Consider the following 23523-nt stretch of genomic DNA (forward strand, 5'->3'; position numbering starts at 1 on the left):
TCGGCAAAACGTTTTTATTCGATAGCATCGATCGATTTTTTCGATGGATTAATGATACTTTTTATACCTTTGCAAGAGTAAATCATAGAAATAAAATGGAACTTAGACAACTTAAATATTTTCTCAAAGCACAAGAATTACTGAGTTTTACTGAAGCAGCAAAGCGCTTAAATATCAGCCAGAGTACATTATCACAGCAGATCAAACAACTGGAGACGGAACTGGATGTTTCTCTTTTTAACCGTATTGGGAAGCAGATAACGCTAACAGAACCTGGTAGATTATTTACTGAATATGCCGAACAGAGTGTCAGAAAAGCCGAAGATGGAAAGTTAATGCTCCAGGATTTGAAAAAGATAAGAGTTGGTACCGTAACCATAGGCGTTGCTTATGGTCTTAAGGATTTCTTTGTAGAAACTTTAATAAAGTTTGCAGAGCTATTTCCTCAAATAAAAATTAAAGTGATCTATGAGCCCTCCCACAGTCTGTATGAGAAGCTTCAAAAAGCTCAGGTAGATTTTGTCTTGGCTCTTCATGAAACCGAAATAGTGCCCTATTTTATTTATAAAAATTTATTCAGCTGTCCAATGGTACTAGCAGCTTTAGCAGGTACAGAAGTATCCTATAAAACGAGTATTTCCTTGGAAGAGATTTGTAAACTTCCTTTAGTTATTGCAACAATGGGGTATGATATGACTCATACCGTTCACAGGGCTTTTTCAGCAAAAGGTTTAAGTCCAAAATTTACGATTGAAGTCAATGATATACCCACAGCCATTAGACTCGTCAACTCAGGAAATTGGTACAGTATCTTCATCAAAACAAGTGTTTTGGGGACTACTTTGGCTTCTGTTGCTATTCGGGATGATGGTTTGATGAGATATGCAAAGATCATTTCATTAAAAGGTACTTATGAAACGGAATCTGTCAAAGAATTTAAAAAAATGTTAACGATATCTGCTAAAACTTTAAAACTATCATGAGGTATACACAATCCCAAGGAAAACCTGCTTAAACACTAGCTGGTTTGGCCTATAAAAAATCTGGTATTTTTCATGTTTTTCAGTAGATATAGCCCATATATCCATATCTGTCTATAACTACAAAAGACTTTTAAATTTTCCTTACCATTTTTGGAGCAATAGGAATGGCTATTTTTGGCAGACAGACCTTACATGAAGAAAATATTTCACCTAACGAGACATTTAAAACGATACTCAAATTATTTTGTTTCAATGGTCACTGTTTTTTCAAAACGACCATGATTGCTAACTGATGCCTCTTTATATTGATTTAAACTTGAAATACCTACCCAAGGTATTCGGTATATATCTTTTAGAATATCTTTTTTCTCTATTTCAACTACTAGATCAAGATCTTCTAAGAAATTAACAGCAATGGTATGTATAAAATCATCGGCTAATATCGTTCTTGTATGGTAGATATTCCCCATATAAAACACTTGACCAGTTGCACCTTTATCGCTACATGTCAACATTTTACATAATAGTTTTTGAGGGATGAATTCTCGTTTTTTTGTCTGTCTATTTAGGATTTTGTAAGCTGCTTCTTTCATGCTCCACATTAACCATACTATAATTTCTGGATCGGAACTATTGGCTATTAAGCACTGTTCTTCTTGTGTAAATAATTTTTCCAGAAACCCTTTTCTTTGCCAGTTACTTTCTTGACGGGATTGCTGCAAATCTATTACATCATTACCAATCATTTTTTAGCCAGTTTAGTTTCGATAATTTCAACTGCTGTCCTAACATCTAGCATACGTTCCATATCGGTATTATCGATGACCACATCAAAAATTTGTTCAATATCAAGTACAATATCTACCAGATTTGCAGAGTTGATATTAAGATCATTGATGAAATCGGTGTCCTCTGTAAGATTTTCATATGCTTCATTATTGGTGGTATAAGGTTTTATAATTTCCTTTACCTTTTCTATTAGTTGTTCTTTACTCATAAGCTTAAATTTTAAATTTTTTAAATATTATACAGGCGTTTACATCACCAAAGCCAAAGCTAGCCTTAGCCATTATATTTAAATTGATGTTGAGGGTTTTTGATGGTATTTTTGATTTATCAATCCGTGTAGCTATTTCGGGATGTAAGTCATCGCAATTCGCATTTCCAAATAAAAACCCATGATGCAGTTGCAGGACTGTTGCCACACTTTCAATGCTTCCTGCGGCACTAAGACAGTGACCTGTCAAACTTTTTAGCGAATTAATATAGGGAAAATTATCTTGGTCGCGTTCCAATGCTTTTGTCCAGTTTTCTATTTCAAGGCTATCTTTAGCTGTTGCTGTGAGATGACCATTTATAGCATCAATATCACTTGCCGATATCTCAGCGTTCTTGAGAGCATCGATAATGCATCGTTGAACCGCAGTACTGTTGGGGGCAGTCATACTGCCATTTCCACGCTGTCCGCCAGAGTTTACATTTCCGCCGATAATTTCTGCATAGATATTTGCGCCCCGTTTTAGTGCGCTTTCCAAGTCCTCAACAATTAATGCACCTGCACCAGATGCAGGTACAAATCCTGATGCTGTTGCACTCATAGGACGCGAGCCTTCTTCAGGATGTTCATTATATCTAGAACTGCATACTCTTAATGCATCAAACCCTGCCCAGATGTAAGGGCCACTATCTGAAGTGCTACCTGCCAACATGCGTTTTGCTTTTCCTGATCTGATACGGTCGTAAGCCATTATGATCGCTTCGGTTCCAGTTGCACATGCTGAAGAATTGGTGGTTACCTGGTTTCCAAGTCCTAATTTTCCTCCTAGATATGCACTAATACCACTATTCATGGTTTGTGCTACAACACTGCTGCCGAGCTTACGTATCTGTAAATTATCTATTTTATAGATACTTTCGCGGAATTTATCAATACCCGATGTTCCTGATCCAAATATAGTTCCGCTGTCCCAATCAGGGTCATGATTATTTTCTACTGGAAGTCCTGCATCTTTCCAAGCTTCTAATCCCGCAATGACACCATATAGTATGCCGCTACTGTTAAAGCCGCGAAGTTCAAGATCGGTAAAATATTCTGACTTTATTTCATCCGTAATCTGGGGTTTTCCTACTATCTGACAGGAAAACTGCAGTTGTCGTAATTCATCATCGTGACGTATTCCAGAAAGACCATTTTTAATAGCATGGGTAAAGGCCGGTATGCCAACTCCATTTGGAGCAACAATCCCTAATCCTGTTATGACAACTCTATTCATAGTTCAGGGATTAATATTCCTGCAAGTGTACCTCTGCAAACTTCTTGTTCAGCTTCATTTTTCATCATAATGTTGCACTTCAGTTTGCCGAATCTAAAATATACTTTTTGAGAAATTACAGTAACTTTTTCTCTAGGATATACAGGTTTTAGAAACTGCATATCGGCAGAAGTAAATGCGATTTGAGTGTTTTTAAGTTCATGGTTAAGAAGATAAATGCCGAGACATACCAGACCGATCTGCGCCATGGTTTCTGTTAAAATTACTCCAGGAGTAACAGGCTTTTCTTTAAAGTGCCCTTTATAGAAATCCAGATTTTCATCGAAAGTATAGGTGCCAATACTTCCATTTTCATCAACATGAAGCAACTCGTCTACAAATAAAAATGGTTTACTATAGGGTAATTGTGCTATAATATCTGTTACGTTCATTCTATATTACCATTTTAATAGAAGCCCTTGTGCCGTAAATCCCGGACCAAAACTTAACATCAATCCCAAGTCTCCGGGAAGGGGATTATTATCCATAGTGCGCTCTAGGACATAAAGAACAGTTGCACTTGACATATTGCCATATTGCAATAGTATTTCTTTTGTGTTGTCAATATTTTTCCCCCATTCTGAGAATAATTTTTCGACCGTCATTACGATTTTTTTTCCTCCTGGATGAAATATCATATGGTCTATATCTTTCATTTCTAGATTATTTTTCTTAAGAAATGGATGTATAATAGCACCAAAATGTTGTGCTATAGTATCTGGGACTTCACTGCCAAGAATCATTTGTAAACCACTATTGGTAAGTTTAAATCCCATGATGTGCTCTGTATTAAAGAAGTGATACATCTGTTCATCAAGTATGGAGGGGCCTAAATCTTCTTCGTAAGAAGAGAGTAGACAGCAAGCCGCCCCATCACCAAAAATAGCAGCACTCACGATATTAGACATTGAAAAATCATCAAGTTGAAATGTGGCTGTAGGAGCTTCGATAGCTATTACTGCAGCACGTTTCTTAGGATTGCCTTTGAGGAAGTTTTTGGCATACAACAAACCTGATACTCCCGCCACACAGCCCATTTCTGTAACTGGCAACCTGACGATATCCTGCTTGAGTTTCAGTTTATTTATAAGATATGCATCTAACGATGGGATGATAATACCCGTGCAACTTACCGTTATAATATAGTCCAAGGTGCTTGGATCCCATCCAGCTTTGTTAAGTGCTTTGTCAAGGACTTGTTCACCCAAGATAATGACTTCTCGACTGTAAATATCATTTTTTTCTTCGAAAGAAGTTGCTGTAAATACTTCAACAGGATCCATAATTGAATACCGTGTATTTACTGCTGCACCTTCAAATATTTTTTTTACTTTTTTTATAAAACGTGTTTCTTGTCCATAAAGCCAAGTATCTAGCATTGGAAGTATTTCAGCTGTATCGCTTGAATATTTCGGTAGTTGTTTTGCAACAGTTACTATCTTTACGTTCATATTTTAGGTATTATCCATTGGTAGCGGAAAGCCCATTTCCATTGGATGGTATAATTTTTTAAATTTAGTGTTTTTGCAAAACTCTGCAGTTCATCTTTTTTAAATCCTCTTAGTATAGATATACATCCATCTTCTTGCAGCATCTTGTTTAATCTGAAAATAAAACAGACCATTTGGTAAAGTCTATAAGCCAGTTTACTGCGCTGTAAATCGTTAACAACTATTCCTACAGAGGCATTACGATTAAAGATAGTGATTAAATCTATTATTTTTTCATTAGTAAAATGATGAATAGTTAAGGTGCAAAGCGCAATATCGTATTTTAGAGTATTGAACTCCTCGTCAAAAATATCCAGGCATATATAGTCGATATTATCGTAATCTTTTGATAATTTCCGAGCGTAATTTATCGTATATTCATTCGCATCTATTCCGATCATTTTAAAATTAATATGGTACTTATTACCATATTTGGCTAGCATCCGCAACATATCACCGTTACCGCAGCCTATATCTGCAATGATGATCGGTTTGGACCTGTCCACGTGTGTTAATAATTGATTTACACCGTCAAGTGTAATATTATTCCCACCGAGGAACTGATTGATCCGTGCGATTTTATCCAATGCTTCGCGCAATTCTTCGCCCTGAAGTGAAAAATCATCCATTAATTCGGTCTGTTCTGTTCTGTCATTGGTATTTATGCCCATTTGATTGTTATTGGTTTACCGTGAGTTTGCTTAATTATCTTGGGGAGAACAGAGGGGAATATCGTTGCGATACGGATCAATAGTGTTGTGATGGTTTGATGCTGTAGTGCTTTAGCTAAAAGGTTGCCGATTAACAATCTCTTTCCGAAATTTTGTTTCCATTGTCGTGTGAATTCCTTTTCTAATAGTTTTCGTGTAGGGATTTTACCTGTGTAATAATCTAGTATCAGTTCTGACGAAATTTTGGCGCTGTGCAAAGCCATGGCCATGCCATTGCCACAAAGCGGATGAATAAGACCTGCAGCATCACCTATCATCAATATATGGTTTTCAATGATCGGCTTTCTATCAAATGAGATCTGGCTTATGGTAATTGGTTTATCAAAAAGTACTGTGCTTTTTTCAAAAAAAGATTTGATATGTCTATTTTTATAAAGCACATTTTGTTCAAATTCTGCTATGTTTCTGTATTTTTTGAATGATTTTAAATCTGCTAGATAGCACATATTTATGGTATTGTTTTCAACTTTTGTAATACCACAATACCCACCCTTAAAGTTATGTAGTGCTACTACATCATTTGGAAAATCTCCAGTATAATGCCCCTTTACCGCTAGCCACGGAGCTGTCTTACTTATAAAATTGCGCTCCAGTACTTGATCCATGTTTGAGCGTTTCCCATATGCACCCAATACGATTTCTGTTATTAAGATTTGATTTTCGGTTACAACTGTAAATCTATCTACTTTAAAAGTCACAGCTGTTACTGTTGCTTTGATTACCGTGCATCCCATTGCTATTGCTTTTAGATATAGGAAATTATCCAGCGAATAGCGACTGACACCAAGTCCTCCTAATGGTAAGTGTGCATTTGCAATTTTACCATTTTGATGACTAAATTTAAGTTTGTTAATAATTGTTGGATGTAATTGTAAAATGTCTAAACCCAGCCAATCTAAGTAAGGTAATACTTCGCTGGAAAGATATTCACCACAAACTTTATGTCGGGGGTAGGTATACTTTTCAATTAATGTAACTTTTAATCCTTTTTTTGACAAATGTAATGCAGCTGTCAAGCCTGCTAGGCCACCACCAATAATAATTACATCAGGATTTTTATTCATATATCAATATAATAGGAATATCATAAATTTAAAGTTGTCAATTAAGCTTGTATGTAAAAAGTACTTTGAGATTCAGTCACAAAAACATATTGCTGATTTTCCGTTATTTTATCAGCGGGTTTTATTCCAATTAATTTGATGGTTATGATTTATCATGACTTTATTTCTATCAACGAAAACGATCTATTTTAAGGATTACGAATCTTCGTCAATAAGAGCGTTTTTTTTTAAATAACAATGCACATGACAACAATCTGCATCTTATCAACAATTTGGAGATGATTTTGTTTGAACTAAAAAATCGTTTACAGCCGTAGATATATAATATCTTTAGGGATAGGTAAGGCTACGTCTACAGTGTTAGATAAAATAAATACAGCCGAATATTCTGGTGCTGATATAAATTATTATCAGGATAAAAAATTTGATACGCTTCTATTGGTCTGGACAGACCAATATGCAAAATTTCCCTGGGAGGATAATTTTGAAGAAAAATATCGATCCATACAGGCTTTGCTTGACAGGAATGCTGACTTTAAATTTTAAGAGCCTAAGCATTTAACAACGTTTACAACGAGACTATGGATTGAAGACACTGAACCTATCTGACATGTGGTTCATGACCATAATGGTGATTGGCAGTCACAAGGAATTTATTTCAATGTCTCCCTAATACTTCAATTATATGTTCAAAATAAACAACATGAAATAGTTCTCCATAATTTGTAAAAAGCTATACAAGTATTAAAGCTCAAAATAGAATTCTGATTCTTTGAGAGCTTCGTATTTGTTACGATCAAAGCTATAAATCTTAGCTGCTCGAGCATGTCGATCTGGTTGCTTTTCACTATGATCAATCAGCAGGTTCATACTTAAAATCTTCTTTCGAAAATTACCCCGATCGACAGCTCTTTGCAAAATGGTCTCGTACAGCTTATGGAGATCGGGCAATGTGAATTGCTCCGGCAATAATTCAAAACCTATGGGCTGGTAACGTATCTTTCCTTTCAAACGCTCAATGGCAACGGATAGAATCTGATCGTGATCAAATGCTAACGGCATAGCTTCATCCAAACTGAACCATTTTACTTCTTCAATATCAAGTCCTGCCTCAATAAGATAATCTGTAGACTTGACCAAGGCGTAATATGCAATGCTGATAACCCGAAAACGGGGATCCCGATCTAAAGCTGAAAAAGTATAGAGCTGCTCCAAATAGATATCTTCTAATCCTGCTTCTTCTGCCAGTTTGCGACGGGCACATTCATCGGCGGTCTCCATTTCTAAAATAAATCCTCCGGGAAATGCCCATTTACCTAAAAATGGCTCGATGCCACGCTTGGTGAGCAACACTTTGAGTTCTCCTTTATCAAATCCGAAGATGACACAGTCTACGGTGACTGCTGGTCTTGGATATTCATAACTAAATGTTGGTTTCGTGCTGCTCATAACTATAAAATGATGTCAGTTGATTTACGAATGTGGATACCATATCGCTCCTGAAGTACTTCAAACTGTTGCCTTATACTCTCTTCATATCCAGCTATAGGTGACATACAGTCTTCCAGTAAAGTAATGCGTGAGGTGATCTCCCTATGGTCAGCAAAGTGCTCTAAAATCTGGGTAACAGAAGCCAAGAGGTGATCTCCCTATGGTCAGCAAAGTGCTCTAAAATCTGGGTAACAGAAGCCAATACGCAATGACTGGAAGCCTGACCTGCCATATAGATGGCATCAAACTGACTCACGGCATTGAGCACTTCATAGTTGATATAGTGATCAGGATCGTATTCGGCTTTGATGATACCATACATCTCGGTGTAGGGGTTTTGTCCCTTATAAATCAATTGTGGTGATGTGCTACGGGCTGCCGCATGAAAGTAAAGCATTTTGGTAAACTGACTCTCGAGCTTTGCTCCTGCTGTTCCTTCTAAACAATGATATGGCCATATACAAAGCTTTTTCTTGTGATCATTTTCCAAATTCTTCAGATATTCTAAAGAGCGTTCGTTGCCCCCATGGGCTGCAGACCAGACACCCTGAATAACATCATCGTAAGTAATGATGGTAAATGGTTCGGGATGATTACCCTCATGATCTACCCACCAGACAGGATGAAAAATCTGCATCATGGAGTGGCAGTCCAGACTACAGATAACCTGAGTCAATGATCCTATATTACGATACATCCATTGTGTGAGGCGCTGTACATCTGCTCTGGAACCCTGAACAGCAAGACTCCCAATACCTTCCATAAAATCGTTCTGCACGTCGATAGCCAATAGCAGATTGCGTTTCTGATCCTGCGATGCGGGTTTGATATTTTCAGATTGGCCAAGGGTTAGCATATTATTTATGTCTTCTATACTTTCGTAAGAAGCGATATGGTTGACATCGATAATGTGTTGATAGTTGGTATTCATAATACTAAAATATTAATCATTAAAAATTGGAACTGCGGCAAACTTATGAGCGGATAGGGCTATACGTTGATTAATTAATCTATCGATACTTTCATCTCTGGATGTCCCTGTTAATATAAATGCATCTATTTGGGCGTATGTCATACCTAGCTCATCCTCGTCGGTCTGCCCTTCCCAAAGCCCTGCTGATGGTTTCTTGTCAATAATAGAATCGGGTACCCCGAGATATGCGGCTAAAGTATATACTTCTTGTTTAGTGAGCATGCCCAATGGATTAAGGTCTGCTGCACCGTCGCCCCATTTGGTAAAATAACCTACTGTACGCTCGGCCATATTACCTGTACCGATCACAAATCGACTACCCAGCTGTGCTAACTGATAGAGGTAGGTCATTCGGACACGTGGACGTATATTGGCTTGGCTCAGGGCTTGATTGACAGTTCCAACTTGTGCCAAGAAAGTCACATTAGTAATATTTTACTCAACAAATATGGGCATTATTTTTTATTTACACAATTTTTCTGAGTATTTTTTACTCAATAAAAAAAATCACTAACATACATCATTGATAAGCAACATATTAATCTGAAATTAGTAAATAAGTATTAAACAAAAAAGCCATATCTCACGATTTAGCTTACACTAAACATATGAGTAGACAGTAAGTTGCTTATATGATTTAATTGATAGAGATACTTTCCAGTTACCACCATCATTGACTAAAGCAATGAGATCTATTTTGGTAAATTCGTCAAACTCTATGGTTAATTGGCGATTATAGTATCAGCTGTTGCCTGTACGAGGGCGGTATTTGTTTTAAATTTAACTGCTCCCCTTTTTTGCTTTTTCAATAAACAGATAACTTCTAGACGGCTATTAGTCTTATCGTTCAATGCATGTACTTTTTGGTTGAACTCGGATGTAAACAGTTGCTCTACTCCTACCAACTGCCAAACGGTCATCACAGCAACTTAACGATCTATGGCTAGATCTGATGCGGATAAGTTTACTGTTCCATTCTTGGAGTTGTCTCCTGATGGTTTACCTACTACAATAGTGCATATTGAAACTGTGATCAAGGCTGCTACAGTAAGTGTTTTTGCTAAGTGTTCATAATATCTTTATTTTATGATTGTGCTAGTTTTTCTGTTCCTAATGACATGAGCCCTTCATCCTTCAACTCAAACCCTGCTACCTGCTTTGCAGCAATTATTGATTCAAAAGTAGGGTGTATATATCGTCTATACACTATGGCAATTAGAATTACACAAAAAAATCAGTGAATGAAGGAAGAAAACATGTAAAATTATTTGAACTATTTTAGCTAGCGGGTGTTCTAATTGTACAAAGCGATCACAAACATACTTTCAGCAAGAAAGGGTAAAATGATAAAATGACGTCGTACAGTAAATAAATCCGATTGCGTCAAAACCAGTTGGATGACGAAACAAAAAAGAGGAAACGATTAGAAACAAAGAAAATACTGTATTGTTAAACGTTGAGATAAAGGGTCTAATGAAAATTAGGCCCTTTTGATGTTTAAAAATGACTACTATTTGCAAATTATTTTCAACTATAGATATTTGGCAATTATCTGTGTATAACTAAGTGTAAAGTATTGATTTATAAAGCATATGAAGTCGTAGCAAAGCTTTAAACAAGGGATTTATTAGAATTATGGTGGTATACACTGCTTGATGGAATTTTGGAAAAAATAATACTCATAAGGCAATTTTCAGTTATGATTTACATAGTCGATTCAATTGGTCGTAGAATACTTTCAGAAATTGATATCCTTAAGAACTATTTCAATTATTTTCTATAAACAGATTAATAACTCAATCCTTTGGGTGAATAAACAGTATCGTAATAAGCAGAATTTGCATCTTATAAAGCTTTCTATTTGTAATAAGTCTAAATAGAACGTATATTTGAATGCTTTGAAAACCTCCATACATAAAATAGCGATCAGCAAAAAACAATTTGAAGAGTTTTTCCAATTATATTGGAAGAGAATGTATTCGTTTGCGCTCAAAAGCGTTGGGGACGAAGATGATGCCAAAGAAATTGTTCAAGAGGTCTTTAAATCACTTTGGGAAAGAAGGCAATACCTGCAATTGCAAGATGCACAACACTATCTTTTGCGTTCGGTAAAATTAAAATCGCTAGAATTTCTAAGAAATAAAGGCAACAAGGAGCGGCATCATGAATTGATCTTAAATAGTAAAACAGAATTGTACGAAGATCATAACATTGATTACAAAGAACTAAAAAATCACGTGGATGATGCGGTTGATTCATTGCCAAGACAATGCAAAAATGTCTATAAACTAAGTCGCGAAGAAGGACTGACCAATAAAGAAATAGCAACAAACTTATTAATTTCAGAAAGAGCAGTCGAATATCATATCAGCAAAGCATTAGCTGCTATTAAGTTCAGACTTAAAAAGTATTGCAATATCAATATTGCTAGATTTCTATTAATTTCTTTTTTGTACTTTTGAATGTACTCGGATTAATCGGATTAATAAGAAATGAAAATCAACCCACATATACTAAAAAAATATGCTTCAGGTAAATGTACTGAGGCTGACAAGCATTTAGTCGAAAAATGGTTGAGTAATAATTCCTGGGATAGTATCGGGGAAAGCAGTGATGTAAACGAAGATATCGGATCTACCATATGGGATAAGATCACAGCAGAAGGTGCCGAAACCCGGAAAATAAATTGGCGTAAAATTTGTGCAGCAGCGGCTGTCATTTTTATCCTCGGTTTTTCTATTTTATATTTTTCCCATCCTATTTTGGATAATCACACTTTTACAAATAGATCGGCTGAAAATAGTAAGCTCTTTACGGAAGATCACTACGATGTTCAGTTAAGTAAAAATAGTATTGCTAACATTGATCTAGTCAATAAAAAACTTACCTTCTCTGGAGACTTTATCTTAAAACCCAAGAGAGATTTCGAGCTTTTGGATAGTAATCATAATATGTTGGTGTTTAAAGCAGGAAGAGAGTATTTCGTATCCGATTCTCCTGACTTTGGAAAAATAGTTGCATTTCAAAAGAGTGATCTGGCTTTTTTACCGTCCAATATGCAAATTAAAATCCGAGAACAGTTTCAAAACATTTAATAGACAACCATGAAGCGATTTTTAGTGTTGTTTTCCCTTGTAACTTTCATTTTCTCGTGTAAACAAGTTCCTGAAAAAAATATATATCCCAATTTTGTTTTTTGCCTATTCAACAAAGATGAAAGTCCAACGAGCTTTTTGTTCTCTGAAAATTTAGATGACAGCAAAAGACCTACTTTTCAAATTCCACTGTCTACCTCACGGATACAAGAGAGAGAATATATTTATAAAAACGGTTTCTTTTATCGGTTATCAAGTCGAACGAGTGTATTTACAAAACAGCAATTGCAAGGTTCATCCTTAATTATTATCGACAGCCTACCGCTTCGGAACAGTGATTTTGAAACCATAGCATGGAAAGATAGTACCAATCTAATCGCCGTTTGCAGGGAAGATCTCGCGGAGAAAATATCCCAAGCGCGCATTTATCAAATCGATGTTGCCACTATGAAAATCATCAAGGAAGATACAATTGTCTTACCTTTTGCTACAGAAGAATATAAGGCACTACACATCGGTCTTGTCGATATTGAGAATGACAATCTATGGTTAGCCTACTCCTTTTTTAAACCTACTGGAAAATACGGCCATACAACCTCCGATACAACCTATTACGCAAACATAAAATATGAAAGCTTTAAACTTGTAAATATTCAGAAAGAAACACGTTCAACTTATCCTGGAGGCTTCAATATCATACAATCCTATAGTTTTAAAGACGAACATGGTGATTATTATTTTATGACTAACCCTGGTATAGCATTAGGAAATAACCCCAAGTTACCAACAGCTATCTTTAGAAAGAAAAAGGGGCAACAGCTAGTCGACCAAGACTATATGATCAATATTTCTAAAACAATTGGAAATCACGCTTATGGTATATGGTATGTCGGTAATGGAAAAGCTATTATCCGTAATGAACAAAAGAAACTGTATACCGATTTCTCTAATTTTCATGCTGTTTATCAGTTTGAATATAGGTTAGTCGATTTAAAATCAGGTTCTATTGAAAAAATCCCTCTTCCGTTGGATAAAGGCACACAGAAAGAAAATGTCTGGACGGACAAAAAATACGTGTATATAACCATAGACGATTCAAATGACGAACATCGTGTTTGGAAATACAACCTCCAGACGAAAGAAATTTCGAAAGGTCTCAAACTTCCCAATTCAACAAACTTTACCGTCCGCATGGATTATTTGAAGTAATTACCCATTATTTTGTTAAAATAACAAACCTCATAATCAACCATTTGTATATTTTTTTAAAAAATATACAATATCAACATTCGGTAATTGATAAGTATAGGCAACCCTCTTATATATACTTAATCTAAATAAAATGTTGAAGTCAACATCTACTTTTGTACTGTTATTCATTTTTACTGTATCTGTACAGGCACAGACCTCCAAAAAGAATGCTATTTCAGGTTTTGTCAAAGATAACTTTGGAAAACCGATCGCAGGAGCATCCATACTTCTTAAAGATCAACGCACAGGTACCTCCTCAGATGTAGACGGATATTATAAATTACACACAACTGTATTCAATGATGCTATAATACGCGTAACCGCTGTTGGATATAGCCCCGAAGAGAGAGCAATACGAGACTTGTTTATTCAGGACTTTCAGCTCAAGCAAGATCAGAATTATATGGATGAAGTCACTGTATCTGCACGTGGAAAAACTGAAAATGAGCATCAAGTAGCAGCAATAAAGCGTTCAGGATTCAATGTAAGCGTCATTGATATGAATAAGCATGCCAATGAAGCCGCCAATTTAACCCAAGTACTGAAAAGAGCCACGGGGGTTACGATACGTGAAGATGGTGGATTGGGCTCCAATTTTATTTTTCGGATCAATGGACTAGATGCAAAAATTTATATCGACGGTGTTCCTATGGAGAACTTTGGCACATCCATGTCTTTAAATAATATCCCTGTCAATCTTATAGACCGTGTTGAAGTCTATAAGGGTGTTGTACCTGCATTTTTAGGTTCTGATGCCCTAGGCGGTGCAGTCAATATTATTACCAAACGTCGCGCAAGACCCTATTTGGACCTCAGTTATTCGCTTGGCTCATTCCATACCCATCAAGCCGCACTAGTGGGTACATTTACCAATCCCAAAAACAAACTATCACTCCGGATGAATGCATTTTACAATCATTCTGACAATGATTATAACATGTATACAGAAGAAAAGTATCATGTTATTTTAGAAAAGACTGTCGACAATAAGTTTGTTCCCGTGCCCAAAGTCAAGCGATTTAACGATGCTTACACTTCTGCGATGGGACAATTAGAGGTTGGTTTTAGAGAGGTATCATGGGCTGATCAATTCTATGCAGGGTTAACATATTCGCAAAATCATAAAGAAAATCAACTTGGAGCTTCCATAAATAAGGTGTTTGGTGGAGCTTGGTCTGAGAGCAATTACCTGATGCCGACTCTAAGTTACAAAAAGAGCAATTTCATTGTAAACCGTCTTTACGCCGACGTTTTCACAAGTTATAGTTACGACACTCGATATGTAAGAGATACCGCATTGTATAATTACGACTGGTCTGGAAGTTGGATATCTAATCAAATCGGTACAACGCCCAACCCGCAGAAAGATACAAAGTATAACTTATCGAACTACTTAGCGCGGGTCAATTTAAACTACGATTTTGATGAAGCTCGTAATCAAAGTTTAAACTTCAACTATAACTTTAACAGCAACAACCAAAAAGAATATGATAGAATAGGAAACTATGACCGATCTGGATTGCCATCCTATTTGGGAAGACATATTCTAGGATTATCATGGCAAAACCAATGGCTTGATAAACGCTTATCAAATGTTTTAGCGGTAAAATATTATCAATTAGATGCATCCAAAGATATTGATGAACGAAAATTTGATGCTAATAACGAGTTGTTAAGTGGAGACATCATTCATCAAAAAAAACGAGGCAACTACTACAGTATGAGCATTGCCTCAAGATATAGAATCACGAAAGATGGTGGATGGAAGCTGTCGTATGAAAGAGCATACAACTTACCATCCATGACGGGCCTTTTTGGCGATGGCCAAAATATTACGTCCAATTGGGATTTAAAACCTGAACGCAGCGATAATATCAACACCGGATTTTACTACAATACTTTCATCAACCAGAATCATTTTATCAATGTAGATGTAACGGGTTTCTACAGATTAGCAGATCATTATATTAACACCCGCGCCGTAACAGAGAATGGAAACGACTATTTCCAATATTACAACGTTGCAGGAGTCAAGCTATTTGGCTTCGAAGCTGAAGTGAAATATGGATTTAAGGATCTTTTTGCTATTACGGTAAATGGCTCTTACGATAAAGCCATCGACAATGCAAAATACACAGACGATTCCGGCAATCAACAGGTCAGCCTAAATTATGGCCACCAACTTGCCAATCGACCATGGATCTATGGAAATGCAGATGTAAGCCTTATCCAGAACAACTGGTTTCAAAAAGGAAGCAGAATACAATTATCCTATTTACATCAATACTCCCACTGGTTTTACTTAACAGAAGCATATCTCGGTTCTCTTGAATCCAAAGATCATATTCCGTCTCAAAATATTCATTCCGCAGTACTTAGCTATGCTTGGGACCGTAATAAATACAATGTATCCTTTGAAGCGAGAAACCTGACAGATGAAAGAGCATACGACAATTTTCGCCTCCAAAGGCCTGGACGTGCATTTTACGTCAAGCTGAGATTATCAATCATGTAAAAACAATAAATACATATTTTTTATGAAAATCAACAAATTCGCCATCGCAATATTCGTTGCGACAGTATTATTTTCTTCTTGCAAGAAATCACCTGACCCCACCAACCCAGAGAAGCCAACAACTGCTTCAACTAGTTTATATAGTGTATGGGTGACGACCGCATCAGGCTCTTCCTACCTGCTCACTGCAGAAAATTTGATGAAAGATACGCTATTGACTCCCAACAACAATCAAGGAATCGATATTACGTCTCACCTTCCCGCATCTTTTTATGCTATTTACGCCTATGCCTATGAAGGGAAATACTATATATCTAATGATGGCACAAGGTTTAGTCAATTTGAAATCCTAAATAACAAATCCTGGAGAGAGACCAATAACTATGCCTTCCCTGGAAATTTTTATTTAGGAAAAGTCCTAAAAGATATCAGTACAAAAGATGAAATGGTCATGACTAAGACCGCTGGTGTTACCAATAAAGAGAAAAATGTATTGGAACAACCGATCTACTTTATGAACATCAACAACATGACGATCAATAAGACAGTTGGTGTCGAAATACCAATGATCAAATTTAATCCTAAAACTCCTGATGGAAAAGATCATAATCCATATATCGTACCGACAAGCTTCACGCAAAGAGGTGACAAATTATTTGTTGGTCACAAATATAGAAGTAATGAGACACGTCAGGATATCATCGATACCGCATATATGTATGTTTGCGATTATCCAAGTCTGGCTAATGGTAAAATTATAAAAGATGGACGTGGTGGCTTTACCGCTGGGCACTGGGAGGTCCAAACACTGTCTTTCACAGATGATAATAACGACCTGTATATCGTAACTAAAAAAACCAATGCGGCGACCTATTCTCTTTTACGTATTAAATCGGGCGAGACAGCCTTCGATCCAACTTATTTCTTCGATTTAAAAGATTATAACGTATTCAAAAACAATACTGCACAGGTACAAAAATTAGGAAACGGTAAAGTTTATATCAGTCCATACGTTATAGATCCTTCCAACAAAAAAGTTATTGCGGATCTAAGAATTCTAGTTGGTGGCGGTGAATCAAAAACAACAATGAATTTTATGGAAAATGGTAAGCTGTACGATGTATTCAAAACTGATGAATCAAAATGGTTTGTATATGAATACGATCCGGCTAATAATTCCGTAAAACGTGGCGCCGAGATCGACCCGGGAATTACGCAAGTTTATCACCTGAATAAACTTAAATAAAATTAAACAACTTTTAAGAAATACCGAGGAGGTATGACATTCCCGCTCGGTATTTCTCTATTCAAAAACCTGAAAGTTAAACCATATGAAAAAATTAGTATTCACAATCCTCTCCTTTTTTATCGTTCTATCGACTTCGGCACATGCGGTATTTATTGAAACCTCACTAAAGGGTATTCAGGGAAAATCCCACGCTATAAAAGTAGTCTATGGCGAACCTGATGAACATGAAGTCGTCTCCAAATGGTGGTGGTACAAAGAAGGTATGGAAATTACATTGACACTGATTAAACCGGATGGCAGCACCTCGTCTTTAACCGCTACCGCACAGGATGATCACCTTTTGGCTTCATTCATTCCCGATCAAGAGGGCGTTTATCATGTTTCTCTAAAAAGAGATACCGAAAGGAAGGAAGGCGCTAAAACACAATATCAAATCAATGCAATAGCAACCATTCAAGTCGGAACTTCCACCATTGGCAATACTGAAATGCACCTTGATAATGAATTATTTGTCTTCGCAGACCAAACTTCGTTTAAAAATAAAAAAGAAGTCGCTCTGACTTTATTCCAAAAAGGCAAGCCAGCATCCAATACCGCGGTTCAAATCATTGCACCGAGTGGCTGGATGAAATGGCTGGAAACAGATGAGCAAGGTCAAGTCAAATTTACTCCCGAATGGAAAGGCAAATATTATGCTGAAGTCTCTAAAAGAGAAAAAGTAACAGGACAGGATTTTGAAGAGTACAGCCGATCGAGTTCGATGAGCTTTGCTGTAAAATAAATTGAGGATGGCTGTAAGAAAGAAGAAAAATACGTCGATATTTCGATTGGTCAATAACTGGCTCCACCTTTGGCTGGGATTAATTTCAGGAATTATTGTCTTTGTCATCTGTTTGATGGCTTGCCTCTGGGTTTTCAATCATGAAATTACAGATCTCGCCATTCCGAAAAAAGAAAGACAATATATCCTTGCTTCCAGTCAATCGCTGATTGCACCATCGCGCATTATAAGTCTTGCCGACTCAATCTATCCAAAAGCTGTTGTACGGAGTATTAGCTACACAAGAGATCACCCCGTCTCCTTTACCCTTCATGTAAAAGACAAAGACGATACTGAAAAAACACAACCGCAGGTGCACTTATTACACCCCTACACAGGTAAATACTTAGGCCTGCAAACGGAGGATAATTCGGAAGAAGCACAGTTAAGAAAAAAATTAAACAGCTTTTTTGCTTGGACACTCAGTGGACACCGATTTCTCTGGCTGCCGAGAGATATTGGACGTCCAATTGTCAATTATGCGACGCTCATATTCAGTATCACGTTAATCACAGGATTAATATGGTGGTACCCAAAAAAATGGACAAAATCCACACGTGAGAAAAGCTTCCTTATCAAGTGGAAGGCCGGCTGGAAAAGAGTCAACTTGGATCTCCATAATGTAGTTGGTTTTTATTCTTTCCTTTTGGTTCTGTTGCTGGCTGTAACAGGGATGTACTATGGTATAGAATGGTTCAATAGAGCACTATATTGGTCTACAAACTGGGGAAAGCCTTTGGCAGAACGAACATCTGTACATTCCGATTCAACTAAGATCGATCAATTGGCGCACTTTCCAAAAGCTTTTGATCGAGAAATCCGAACTATACTTACGCAATATAAAGATCCACATTACTTGACAATCACCTATCCGGATAGCGTAAAAAAAGATGCTACGATTTCCGTATATATTCGAAACGATATGGATAGGCAGTACAACAACCGCTATTATTCGTTCGACCAGTATACTGGTGCATTTTTGCCGAACAATATTTCGCTATTTAATAAGGATTTTTATGAGCTTCATGCAGGCGAAAAATTCAGAAGACTCAATTATGATATTCATGTGGGTTCCATCTGGGGATTTCCCACCAAAGTGCTGGCATTCATTCTGACCTTCATCGCTGGTTCCTTACCCATAACAGGTTTTACAATCTGGTACAACCGGAAATGGGGTAAGAAAAAAAGGCGTAATAAACCTTTAAAAGGAACAGTTGCCCATGACGCTATGCAGGTTCAAAATACGGAAGCAGATGCAACGATTAGAAAAACGTCGATCCGTTTTCGGCCAAAAACCACAAACACATAGGCTTCCTAATCATCACTATTTAATTTATGCTTAAGAGGGTTCTTTCTTTAGAAAGAACAAGAGATACTATTTATGAAGAAATCTACATTATTAACGGTTCTGCTTTCAAGTGCTACCATAGGACTTGTAGCACAGACGAAGGTGTCTGGAAAAATATTTGACAAAGATGGACAGGCCATTAAAGGAGCTACAGCAAGTCTTTTACGTTTACCCGATTCGGCATTAACCATGCAGGCAGATGCGGCAAAGGATGGATCATTTCAATTGCATGCGACCCAGGATGGCGATTATGTGATTCGTTACAGTTCCGTTGGCTACACGACAATAAACAGTAAAAAGTACAAACTGTCGGGAACAGATCAGACAATAGTACCCGCTTTTTTACAACCGTCAGAACATAGGATGGAAACCGTCCAGGTGATCGGAAAGCAAGCCAGTGTACGGCAGTATGCCGACAAGATGGTTGTTGATGTCGAAGGAAGTGTATTAGCTGAAGGAAACAATGTCCTAGAGCTCCTTGAAAAAACACCTGGCTTAGTATCCGATGGCAAAGGCAATTTTTCAATCCAGGGCCGTGCGGGTGCAAATGTGCGTATCAATGGCCGTGATATGTATGTATCCGGAGAACAGCTCGCGAGTATCTTGCGTGGGCTTCAGGCATCTGAAGTTTCAAAATTGGAGTTGATCAGCAATCCTTCGGCCCGAGAAGATGCATCGGGAACAGCGGGGATTATTAATATCGTGACCAAGCGAAATACAAAGTTAGGCTTTGGTGGTGATGCTTTTGTCCGAGCTGGACAAGGGCGAGCATTTTATGGTGGCTTTGGAGGTGGTCTACATTATAAGGTCAATGGCCTCGATATGTACGTTCAGGGCAATAAGAGTTATGACCGAAGCAACAGCCATAATTTGACCGAAAGAAGCTTTTTTAATCAGGGAAATTTGACCTCCTTTCAACGGCAGCACGAAAGCAAGAAACTTGACGACGCTAATTTCCATAGCTTGAGAGCAGGTGCAAAATATGAATTTTCAGATGGCGGAATCCTTGATGGAAGTGTACACTGGATGAGGGGTAATTATAAACCCTATGCTTCGATCGAGATGGATACCTGGAACCATCCTGCCAATATCTACACCAAACGCGCGCTGAGCAAGAATCATTTCGACGAGTCTTTCAAGAACTGGACATTTAATATTAATTACGTAAACAAATACGAAGGTGAGGACCACTTTTTAAAATTCAACTTTGACTTCGCTCCTCACGGTAATGATTATAACAATCGCTTTGAGACCGAACAATCCAATTTACTAACGGGTACAAAAAACGCTATCGGAAGGACCAATGTACAGGACTTAAGTAATACCACATATTCCGGAAGACTTGATTACAGTAAACCATTAACTGATTCGAGTAAACTTGAAGTTGGCTGGAAAGGGACTTACTTTTTCATCAATAACGATGTGGTCAATACCCTACTGGATATGGGCTCATGGATACGCGATGATGCCACTTCAAATCGTTTTCAATATACGCAACACATTGAAGCCCTATACGCCATCTATTCTGGTAAATTCAAGAAAATAGAATATCAAGCGGGCCTCCGTGGAGAATATACATTTATAGATGCCAATCAGGTCACCTTGAACAAAAAAAATGAACAACGTTATTTCGATCTGTTTCCGAGTGGATCACTGTTGTACCACCTGAATGAGAAGAACACCATAAGAACATCATTCAGTAGCCGAATTGAAAGACCGGGCGATCACGACATCAATGTATTTCGGATCTATGAAGATGCTTATAGTTACAACGAAGGAAATCCAGACCTAAAACCGGAGAAGAGTTACATCAGTGAGATCGGTCATGGCTACAAAAACAAATTATTCACCACAGTGGGCATCTCCTACGGGCGCGACATGATCAACTGGATTGTTCGTCAAGGTGATCAAGTTGGAGAAAATTTATCTAGGCCAGAGAATATCGGACGTTACCTAAACTATAGTTCAAGTGTCATGTACAATCAGACATTACGTACATGGTGGACAGCAAGTCATTATGTTAATGCATTTTACAACAACTATTCTGGTGCAATTGGAACGATCAACCTAGATTCAAAAGGATCCAGCTGGACAGCCAATAGCCGTCATACATTGCAATTTAAGTATGGATTGCGAGCCGAAATAGCGGTTTACTACCGATCGGGAATTACAACAGGACCATCACGGACTGATAAGAGGTATGGCCTGGATTTGGCTGCAGAAAAGAAAATGTTTGGAGAACGTGGTATGATCAAACTGACCGCAAATGGTTTACTCAGAAATGCTAATCCACAGTTAGTGAGTGAATATGGAAACTTAAAAGTATTTTATTCAGATTTTCCTGATAATAGAAAAGTGCTATTGTCATTGAGCTATCGGTTTGGAAACTAAAAAAACTGAATTTCAACAATTATGCAATAACTAATCATCGCCAATCGAATAAAAATTGATCGTCCACATATCAAAGCATTTGGAAAATAAGCGAAATACTGTAGGTTAACCCAAAAAGTTAACAATAAGGCTTGATAATTACAGTAGTAAGGAGCTTTAAGAAAAATAATATGTTTCATTTTAATATCTTTATATTTAATATGATCAGGAATATAAATTGACTCTATAATGAGATTTAAATATGCTTATCTATTGTTACTGGGATATTTGATGGGATTGCCTCAGATAAGTCATGGGCAACACATTACATCATCACCTATTGATAGCACTGAGAAAAGACCTGCTCTACTGAAACGTATTCCTTATACACAGTTGCTTGTCCCAGCGGGATTGATGACTTATGGAATAATAGCATTAGAAAGTCATTTTCTAATTAGTCAAAATCAAGATATCAGAAATGAATTAAGGGAAAATATTGACCGTAAATTTTCAGTTGATGATTTTAGTCAATATCTTGGTACTGCAAGTATATTTGCATTAGATGCGTTTGGTATAAAAGCAAAACACACTGTGAAACAACGCCTCTTTACTGCAGCAGTGTCCAATGCAATTATGACCTTTACTGTCCTTAGTATTAAAAATACAGGAACTGTATGGCGGCCAGACAGCTCAGCTAACAACTCTTTTCCATCGGGACATACTGCAACTGCTTTTGTTGGAGCTGAATTACTCTGGCAAGAATATAGGGATAGATCACTGTGGTATGGAGTAGCTGGATATGCTGTCGCAACGGGTACCGGTTTCTTTCGAATGTACAATAATAAACACTGGTTATCTGATGTGGCTATGGGTGCAGGAATTGGTATATTGAGTACAAAAATTGCCTATTGGTTATTGCCGCTACTGGATCGAAAAAAGAAGAACGATAAAACGAACTATATGTTTATCCCGAGTTATAATGGAAAACAATTTATAATTGGAGGAAATATATACTTTTAATTCATTATTTGATTTCTGAGCACAAGGCAGTACGATGTCCGTTTACGTCAGCATCGGTATATCGATTTTATTCATTTAGAAGCGGAAGTGATCACGATCCATTTACTTCCGCTCATATAAGTTATACCCTAATCAGTAATTAAATTATCTTTCTTTAACTGTTTAGCCATTGCTTTTTTGTAACCTGATAGAAAACTATCCAAAGAGCCTGGATTGTAACTTTCGGACTGGGTCGACCAAACGAGCTTTCCTGAACTCGCATCATATAGATTTGTTTCAATATAGTAAGTATTCTCTGTGGTATAATACCCATTATTATAAAGATTGCCATACCAAAAATCATAATAACCACCAAAAGTTCTATAGTATCCAAAAGAATTTACAGGGTAAACTGATACATTCGGAACATATTTAGATTCTGACTTGGAATCTATCAAAGCAATAGTCAATATAGCATCACTATTGGTCGCAGCAACTTTTTGCATAGCAAAATCAGAACGTTTGGGACCCATATTTGTAAGATTGGGAGGAAACACATCTATACTTTTAACAGTTGTTAACCCTAATGATTTTAAAGATGAAGAAATTTCATCTTCCACTTTTTGTCGCGCAGGTACATTATCTGTCATAACAGCAACAAATATCCTACTGTATTTCTTAAGATCAATAGATTGATCACGCCAAGATCCAGTAATCATACTATTAGTTGCGCAACTGGAAAAGATAAGCACGATGGTGCTTATTTGTAAAAATAATTTTCTCATAATTGTAAATTTTAGCAATTTAATTTCTTTAAATTTTATTTTTAAAT

At 37.0% G+C, this 23523-nt stretch carries 24 protein-coding genes; 12 read left to right on the forward strand and 12 right to left on the reverse strand.

Features of this window, described 5'->3' with window-relative positions; all coding sequences use genetic code 11:
* Positions 1–95: 95 nt before the first annotated feature.
* Positions 96–983, forward strand: coding sequence for a LysR family transcriptional regulator (locus AC06G9_RS12660; RefSeq protein ID WP_480956388.1), 888 nt, complete (start codon positions 96–98; stop codon positions 981–983).
* 239 nt (positions 984–1222) lie between these two features.
* Here AC06G9_RS12660 and AC06G9_RS12665 read toward each other — a convergent pair whose 3' ends face one another.
* From AC06G9_RS12665 to AC06G9_RS12695, 7 genes are read right to left on the reverse strand one after another with little or no spacing between them, the layout of a single operon-like run.
* On the reverse strand, positions 1223–1729 hold the full coding sequence (locus tag AC06G9_RS12665) for a 4'-phosphopantetheinyl transferase family protein (RefSeq protein ID WP_293929128.1): 507 nt from the start codon (positions 1727–1729) through the stop codon (positions 1223–1225).
* Complete coding sequence (locus AC06G9_RS12670; RefSeq protein ID WP_153197881.1) at positions 1726–1980, reverse strand: acyl carrier protein; 255 nt, start codon at positions 1978–1980, stop codon at positions 1726–1728. Before AC06G9_RS12670 ends, AC06G9_RS12665 begins: the two co-directional genes overlap by 4 nt.
* A 4-nt stretch (positions 1981–1984) precedes the next feature.
* Positions 1985–3256 carry a beta-ketoacyl-[acyl-carrier-protein] synthase family protein gene (locus AC06G9_RS12675; protein WP_480956389.1) on the reverse strand — a complete coding sequence of 424 codons (1272 nt, stop codon included), beginning with the start codon at positions 3254–3256 and terminating at the stop codon, positions 1985–1987.
* Positions 3253–3687 carry a 3-hydroxyacyl-ACP dehydratase FabZ family protein gene (locus tag AC06G9_RS12680; RefSeq protein WP_480956390.1) on the reverse strand — a complete coding sequence of 145 codons (435 nt, stop codon included), beginning with the start codon at positions 3685–3687 and terminating at the stop codon, positions 3253–3255. The genes AC06G9_RS12675 and AC06G9_RS12680 overlap by 4 nt, the downstream gene beginning before the upstream one ends.
* 6 nt (positions 3688–3693) lie before the next feature.
* Complete coding sequence (locus AC06G9_RS12685; RefSeq protein WP_434439718.1) at positions 3694–4746, reverse strand: type III polyketide synthase; 1053 nt, start codon at positions 4744–4746, stop codon at positions 3694–3696.
* Positions 4743–5456 carry a methyltransferase domain-containing protein gene (locus tag AC06G9_RS12690; protein ID WP_480956391.1) on the reverse strand — a complete coding sequence of 238 codons (714 nt, stop codon included), beginning with the start codon at positions 5454–5456 and terminating at the stop codon, positions 4743–4745. Before AC06G9_RS12690 ends, AC06G9_RS12685 begins: the two co-directional genes overlap by 4 nt.
* Positions 5447–6580: an NAD(P)/FAD-dependent oxidoreductase gene (locus AC06G9_RS12695; RefSeq protein ID WP_480956392.1), complete on the reverse strand. Its 1134-nt coding sequence runs from the start codon at positions 6578–6580 to the stop codon at positions 5447–5449. The genes AC06G9_RS12690 and AC06G9_RS12695 overlap by 10 nt, the downstream gene beginning before the upstream one ends.
* 357 nt (positions 6581–6937) lie before the next feature.
* Here AC06G9_RS12695 and AC06G9_RS12700 point away from each other — a divergent pair, with 357 nt between their 5' ends.
* On the forward strand, positions 6938–7126 hold the full coding sequence (locus AC06G9_RS12700) for a DUF4262 domain-containing protein (protein WP_480956393.1): 189 nt from the start codon (positions 6938–6940) through the stop codon (positions 7124–7126).
* Between the two features lie 198 nt (positions 7127–7324).
* On the opposite strand, the gene AC06G9_RS12705 is transcribed toward AC06G9_RS12700, so the two are convergent.
* The 4 genes from AC06G9_RS12705 to AC06G9_RS12720 form a co-directional block, all read right to left on the reverse strand.
* Positions 7325–8029, reverse strand: a complete 705-nt coding sequence (locus AC06G9_RS12705; RefSeq protein ID WP_480956394.1) for an NUDIX hydrolase — start codon at positions 8027–8029, stop codon at positions 7325–7327.
* Between the two features lie 163 nt (positions 8030–8192).
* Complete coding sequence (locus tag AC06G9_RS12710) at positions 8193–9002, reverse strand: cysteine hydrolase family protein (protein ID WP_480956395.1); 810 nt, start codon at positions 9000–9002, stop codon at positions 8193–8195.
* A gap of 12 nt (positions 9003–9014) precedes the next feature.
* Positions 9015–9467, reverse strand: a complete 453-nt coding sequence (gene nadE / locus AC06G9_RS12715) for an NAD(+) synthase (protein ID WP_480956396.1) — start codon at positions 9465–9467, stop codon at positions 9015–9017.
* A gap of 299 nt (positions 9468–9766) precedes the next feature.
* On the reverse strand, positions 9767–9967 hold the full coding sequence (locus AC06G9_RS12720) for a hypothetical protein (protein WP_480956397.1): 201 nt from the start codon (positions 9965–9967) through the stop codon (positions 9767–9769).
* A gap of 16 nt (positions 9968–9983) precedes the next feature.
* Between AC06G9_RS12720 and AC06G9_RS12725 the strand changes: the two genes are divergently transcribed.
* The 10 genes from AC06G9_RS12725 to AC06G9_RS12770 all read left to right on the forward strand — a co-directional run bounded on the left by AC06G9_RS12725 (position 9984) and on the right by AC06G9_RS12770 (position 22712).
* On the forward strand, positions 9984–10118 hold the full coding sequence (locus AC06G9_RS12725; protein WP_281047051.1) for a hypothetical protein: 135 nt from the start codon (positions 9984–9986) through the stop codon (positions 10116–10118).
* Positions 10119–10933: 815 nt separating this feature from the next.
* The gene (locus tag AC06G9_RS12730; RefSeq protein ID WP_480956398.1) at positions 10934–11506 is read left to right on the forward strand and encodes an RNA polymerase sigma-70 factor; all 573 of its coding nucleotides are present in this window, start codon (positions 10934–10936) and stop codon (positions 11504–11506) included.
* Positions 11507–11536: 30 nt separating this feature from the next.
* Positions 11537–12139: a hypothetical protein gene (locus AC06G9_RS12735; RefSeq protein ID WP_480956399.1), complete on the forward strand. Its 603-nt coding sequence runs from the start codon at positions 11537–11539 to the stop codon at positions 12137–12139.
* Positions 12140–12148: 9 nt separating this feature from the next.
* The gene (locus AC06G9_RS12740; RefSeq protein ID WP_480956400.1) at positions 12149–13348 is read left to right on the forward strand and encodes a hypothetical protein; all 1200 of its coding nucleotides are present in this window, start codon (positions 12149–12151) and stop codon (positions 13346–13348) included.
* A gap of 133 nt (positions 13349–13481) precedes the next feature.
* Positions 13482–15905, forward strand: a complete 2424-nt coding sequence (locus AC06G9_RS12745) for a TonB-dependent receptor (RefSeq protein WP_480956401.1) — start codon at positions 13482–13484, stop codon at positions 15903–15905.
* A gap of 22 nt (positions 15906–15927) precedes the next feature.
* Complete coding sequence (locus AC06G9_RS12750; protein ID WP_480956402.1) at positions 15928–17151, forward strand: hypothetical protein; 1224 nt, start codon at positions 15928–15930, stop codon at positions 17149–17151.
* An 85-nt stretch (positions 17152–17236) separates the two neighbouring features.
* Positions 17237–17935, forward strand: coding sequence for a DUF4198 domain-containing protein (locus tag AC06G9_RS12755; protein ID WP_480956403.1), 699 nt, complete (start codon positions 17237–17239; stop codon positions 17933–17935).
* 7 nt (positions 17936–17942) lie between these two features.
* Positions 17943–19283 carry a PepSY-associated TM helix domain-containing protein gene (locus AC06G9_RS12760; protein WP_480956404.1) on the forward strand — a complete coding sequence of 447 codons (1341 nt, stop codon included), beginning with the start codon at positions 17943–17945 and terminating at the stop codon, positions 19281–19283.
* A 72-nt stretch (positions 19284–19355) separates the two neighbouring features.
* A complete protein-coding gene (locus AC06G9_RS12765) occupies positions 19356–21713 on the forward strand; it encodes a TonB-dependent receptor domain-containing protein (RefSeq protein ID WP_480956405.1) in 2358 nt (785 codons plus the stop codon).
* Positions 21714–21941: 228 nt separating this feature from the next.
* Positions 21942–22712 carry a phosphatase PAP2 family protein gene (locus tag AC06G9_RS12770; RefSeq protein ID WP_293929084.1) on the forward strand — a complete coding sequence of 257 codons (771 nt, stop codon included), beginning with the start codon at positions 21942–21944 and terminating at the stop codon, positions 22710–22712.
* 128 nt (positions 22713–22840) lie between these two features.
* Here AC06G9_RS12770 and AC06G9_RS12775 read toward each other — a convergent pair whose 3' ends face one another.
* Complete coding sequence (locus AC06G9_RS12775; protein WP_480956406.1) at positions 22841–23476, reverse strand: DUF4136 domain-containing protein; 636 nt, start codon at positions 23474–23476, stop codon at positions 22841–22843.
* Positions 23477–23523: the final 47 nt, after the last annotated feature.

It is taken from the genome of Sphingobacterium sp. MAE, assembly GCF_056711605.1.

What these genes read in the sequence shown, in the direction of transcription:
- AC06G9_RS12660 (WP_480956388.1), top strand. Translation starts at nt 96, where the DNA reads ATGGAACTTAGACAACTTAAATATTTTCTCAAAGCACAAGAATTACTG.
- AC06G9_RS12665 (WP_293929128.1), bottom strand. Translation starts at nt 1,729, where the DNA reads ATGATTGGTAATGATGTAATAGATTTGCAGCAATCCCGTCAAGAAAGT.
- AC06G9_RS12670 (WP_153197881.1), bottom strand. Translation starts at nt 1,980, where the DNA reads ATGAGTAAAGAACAACTAATAGAAAAGGTAAAGGAAATTATAAAACCT.
- AC06G9_RS12675 (WP_480956389.1), bottom strand. Translation starts at nt 3,256, where the DNA reads ATGAATAGAGTTGTCATAACAGGATTAGGGATTGTTGCTCCAAATGGA.
- AC06G9_RS12680 (WP_480956390.1), bottom strand. Translation starts at nt 3,687, where the DNA reads ATGAACGTAACAGATATTATAGCACAATTACCCTATAGTAAACCATTT.
- AC06G9_RS12685 (WP_434439718.1), bottom strand. Translation starts at nt 4,746, where the DNA reads ATGAACGTAAAGATAGTAACTGTTGCAAAACAACTACCGAAATATTCA.
- AC06G9_RS12690 (WP_480956391.1), bottom strand. Translation starts at nt 5,456, where the DNA reads ATGGGCATAAATACCAATGACAGAACAGAACAGACCGAATTAATGGAT.
- AC06G9_RS12695 (WP_480956392.1), bottom strand. Translation starts at nt 6,580, where the DNA reads ATGAATAAAAATCCTGATGTAATTATTATTGGTGGTGGCCTAGCAGGC.
- AC06G9_RS12705 (WP_480956394.1), bottom strand. Translation starts at nt 8,029, where the DNA reads ATGAGCAGCACGAAACCAACATTTAGTTATGAATATCCAAGACCAGCA.
- AC06G9_RS12710 (WP_480956395.1), bottom strand. Translation starts at nt 9,002, where the DNA reads ATGAATACCAACTATCAACACATTATCGATGTCAACCATATCGCTTCT.
- AC06G9_RS12725 (WP_281047051.1), top strand. Translation starts at nt 9,984, where the DNA reads ATGGCTAGATCTGATGCGGATAAGTTTACTGTTCCATTCTTGGAGTTG.
- AC06G9_RS12735 (WP_480956399.1), top strand. Translation starts at nt 11,537, where the DNA reads ATGAAAATCAACCCACATATACTAAAAAAATATGCTTCAGGTAAATGT.
- AC06G9_RS12740 (WP_480956400.1), top strand. Translation starts at nt 12,149, where the DNA reads ATGAAGCGATTTTTAGTGTTGTTTTCCCTTGTAACTTTCATTTTCTCG.
- AC06G9_RS12745 (WP_480956401.1), top strand. Translation starts at nt 13,482, where the DNA reads ATGTTGAAGTCAACATCTACTTTTGTACTGTTATTCATTTTTACTGTA.
- AC06G9_RS12750 (WP_480956402.1), top strand. Translation starts at nt 15,928, where the DNA reads ATGAAAATCAACAAATTCGCCATCGCAATATTCGTTGCGACAGTATTA.
- AC06G9_RS12755 (WP_480956403.1), top strand. Translation starts at nt 17,237, where the DNA reads ATGAAAAAATTAGTATTCACAATCCTCTCCTTTTTTATCGTTCTATCG.
- AC06G9_RS12760 (WP_480956404.1), top strand. Translation starts at nt 17,943, where the DNA reads ATGGCTGTAAGAAAGAAGAAAAATACGTCGATATTTCGATTGGTCAAT.
- AC06G9_RS12765 (WP_480956405.1), top strand. Translation starts at nt 19,356, where the DNA reads ATGAAGAAATCTACATTATTAACGGTTCTGCTTTCAAGTGCTACCATA.
- AC06G9_RS12770 (WP_293929084.1), top strand. Translation starts at nt 21,942, where the DNA reads ATGAGATTTAAATATGCTTATCTATTGTTACTGGGATATTTGATGGGA.
- AC06G9_RS12775 (WP_480956406.1), bottom strand. Translation starts at nt 23,476, where the DNA reads ATGAGAAAATTATTTTTACAAATAAGCACCATCGTGCTTATCTTTTCC.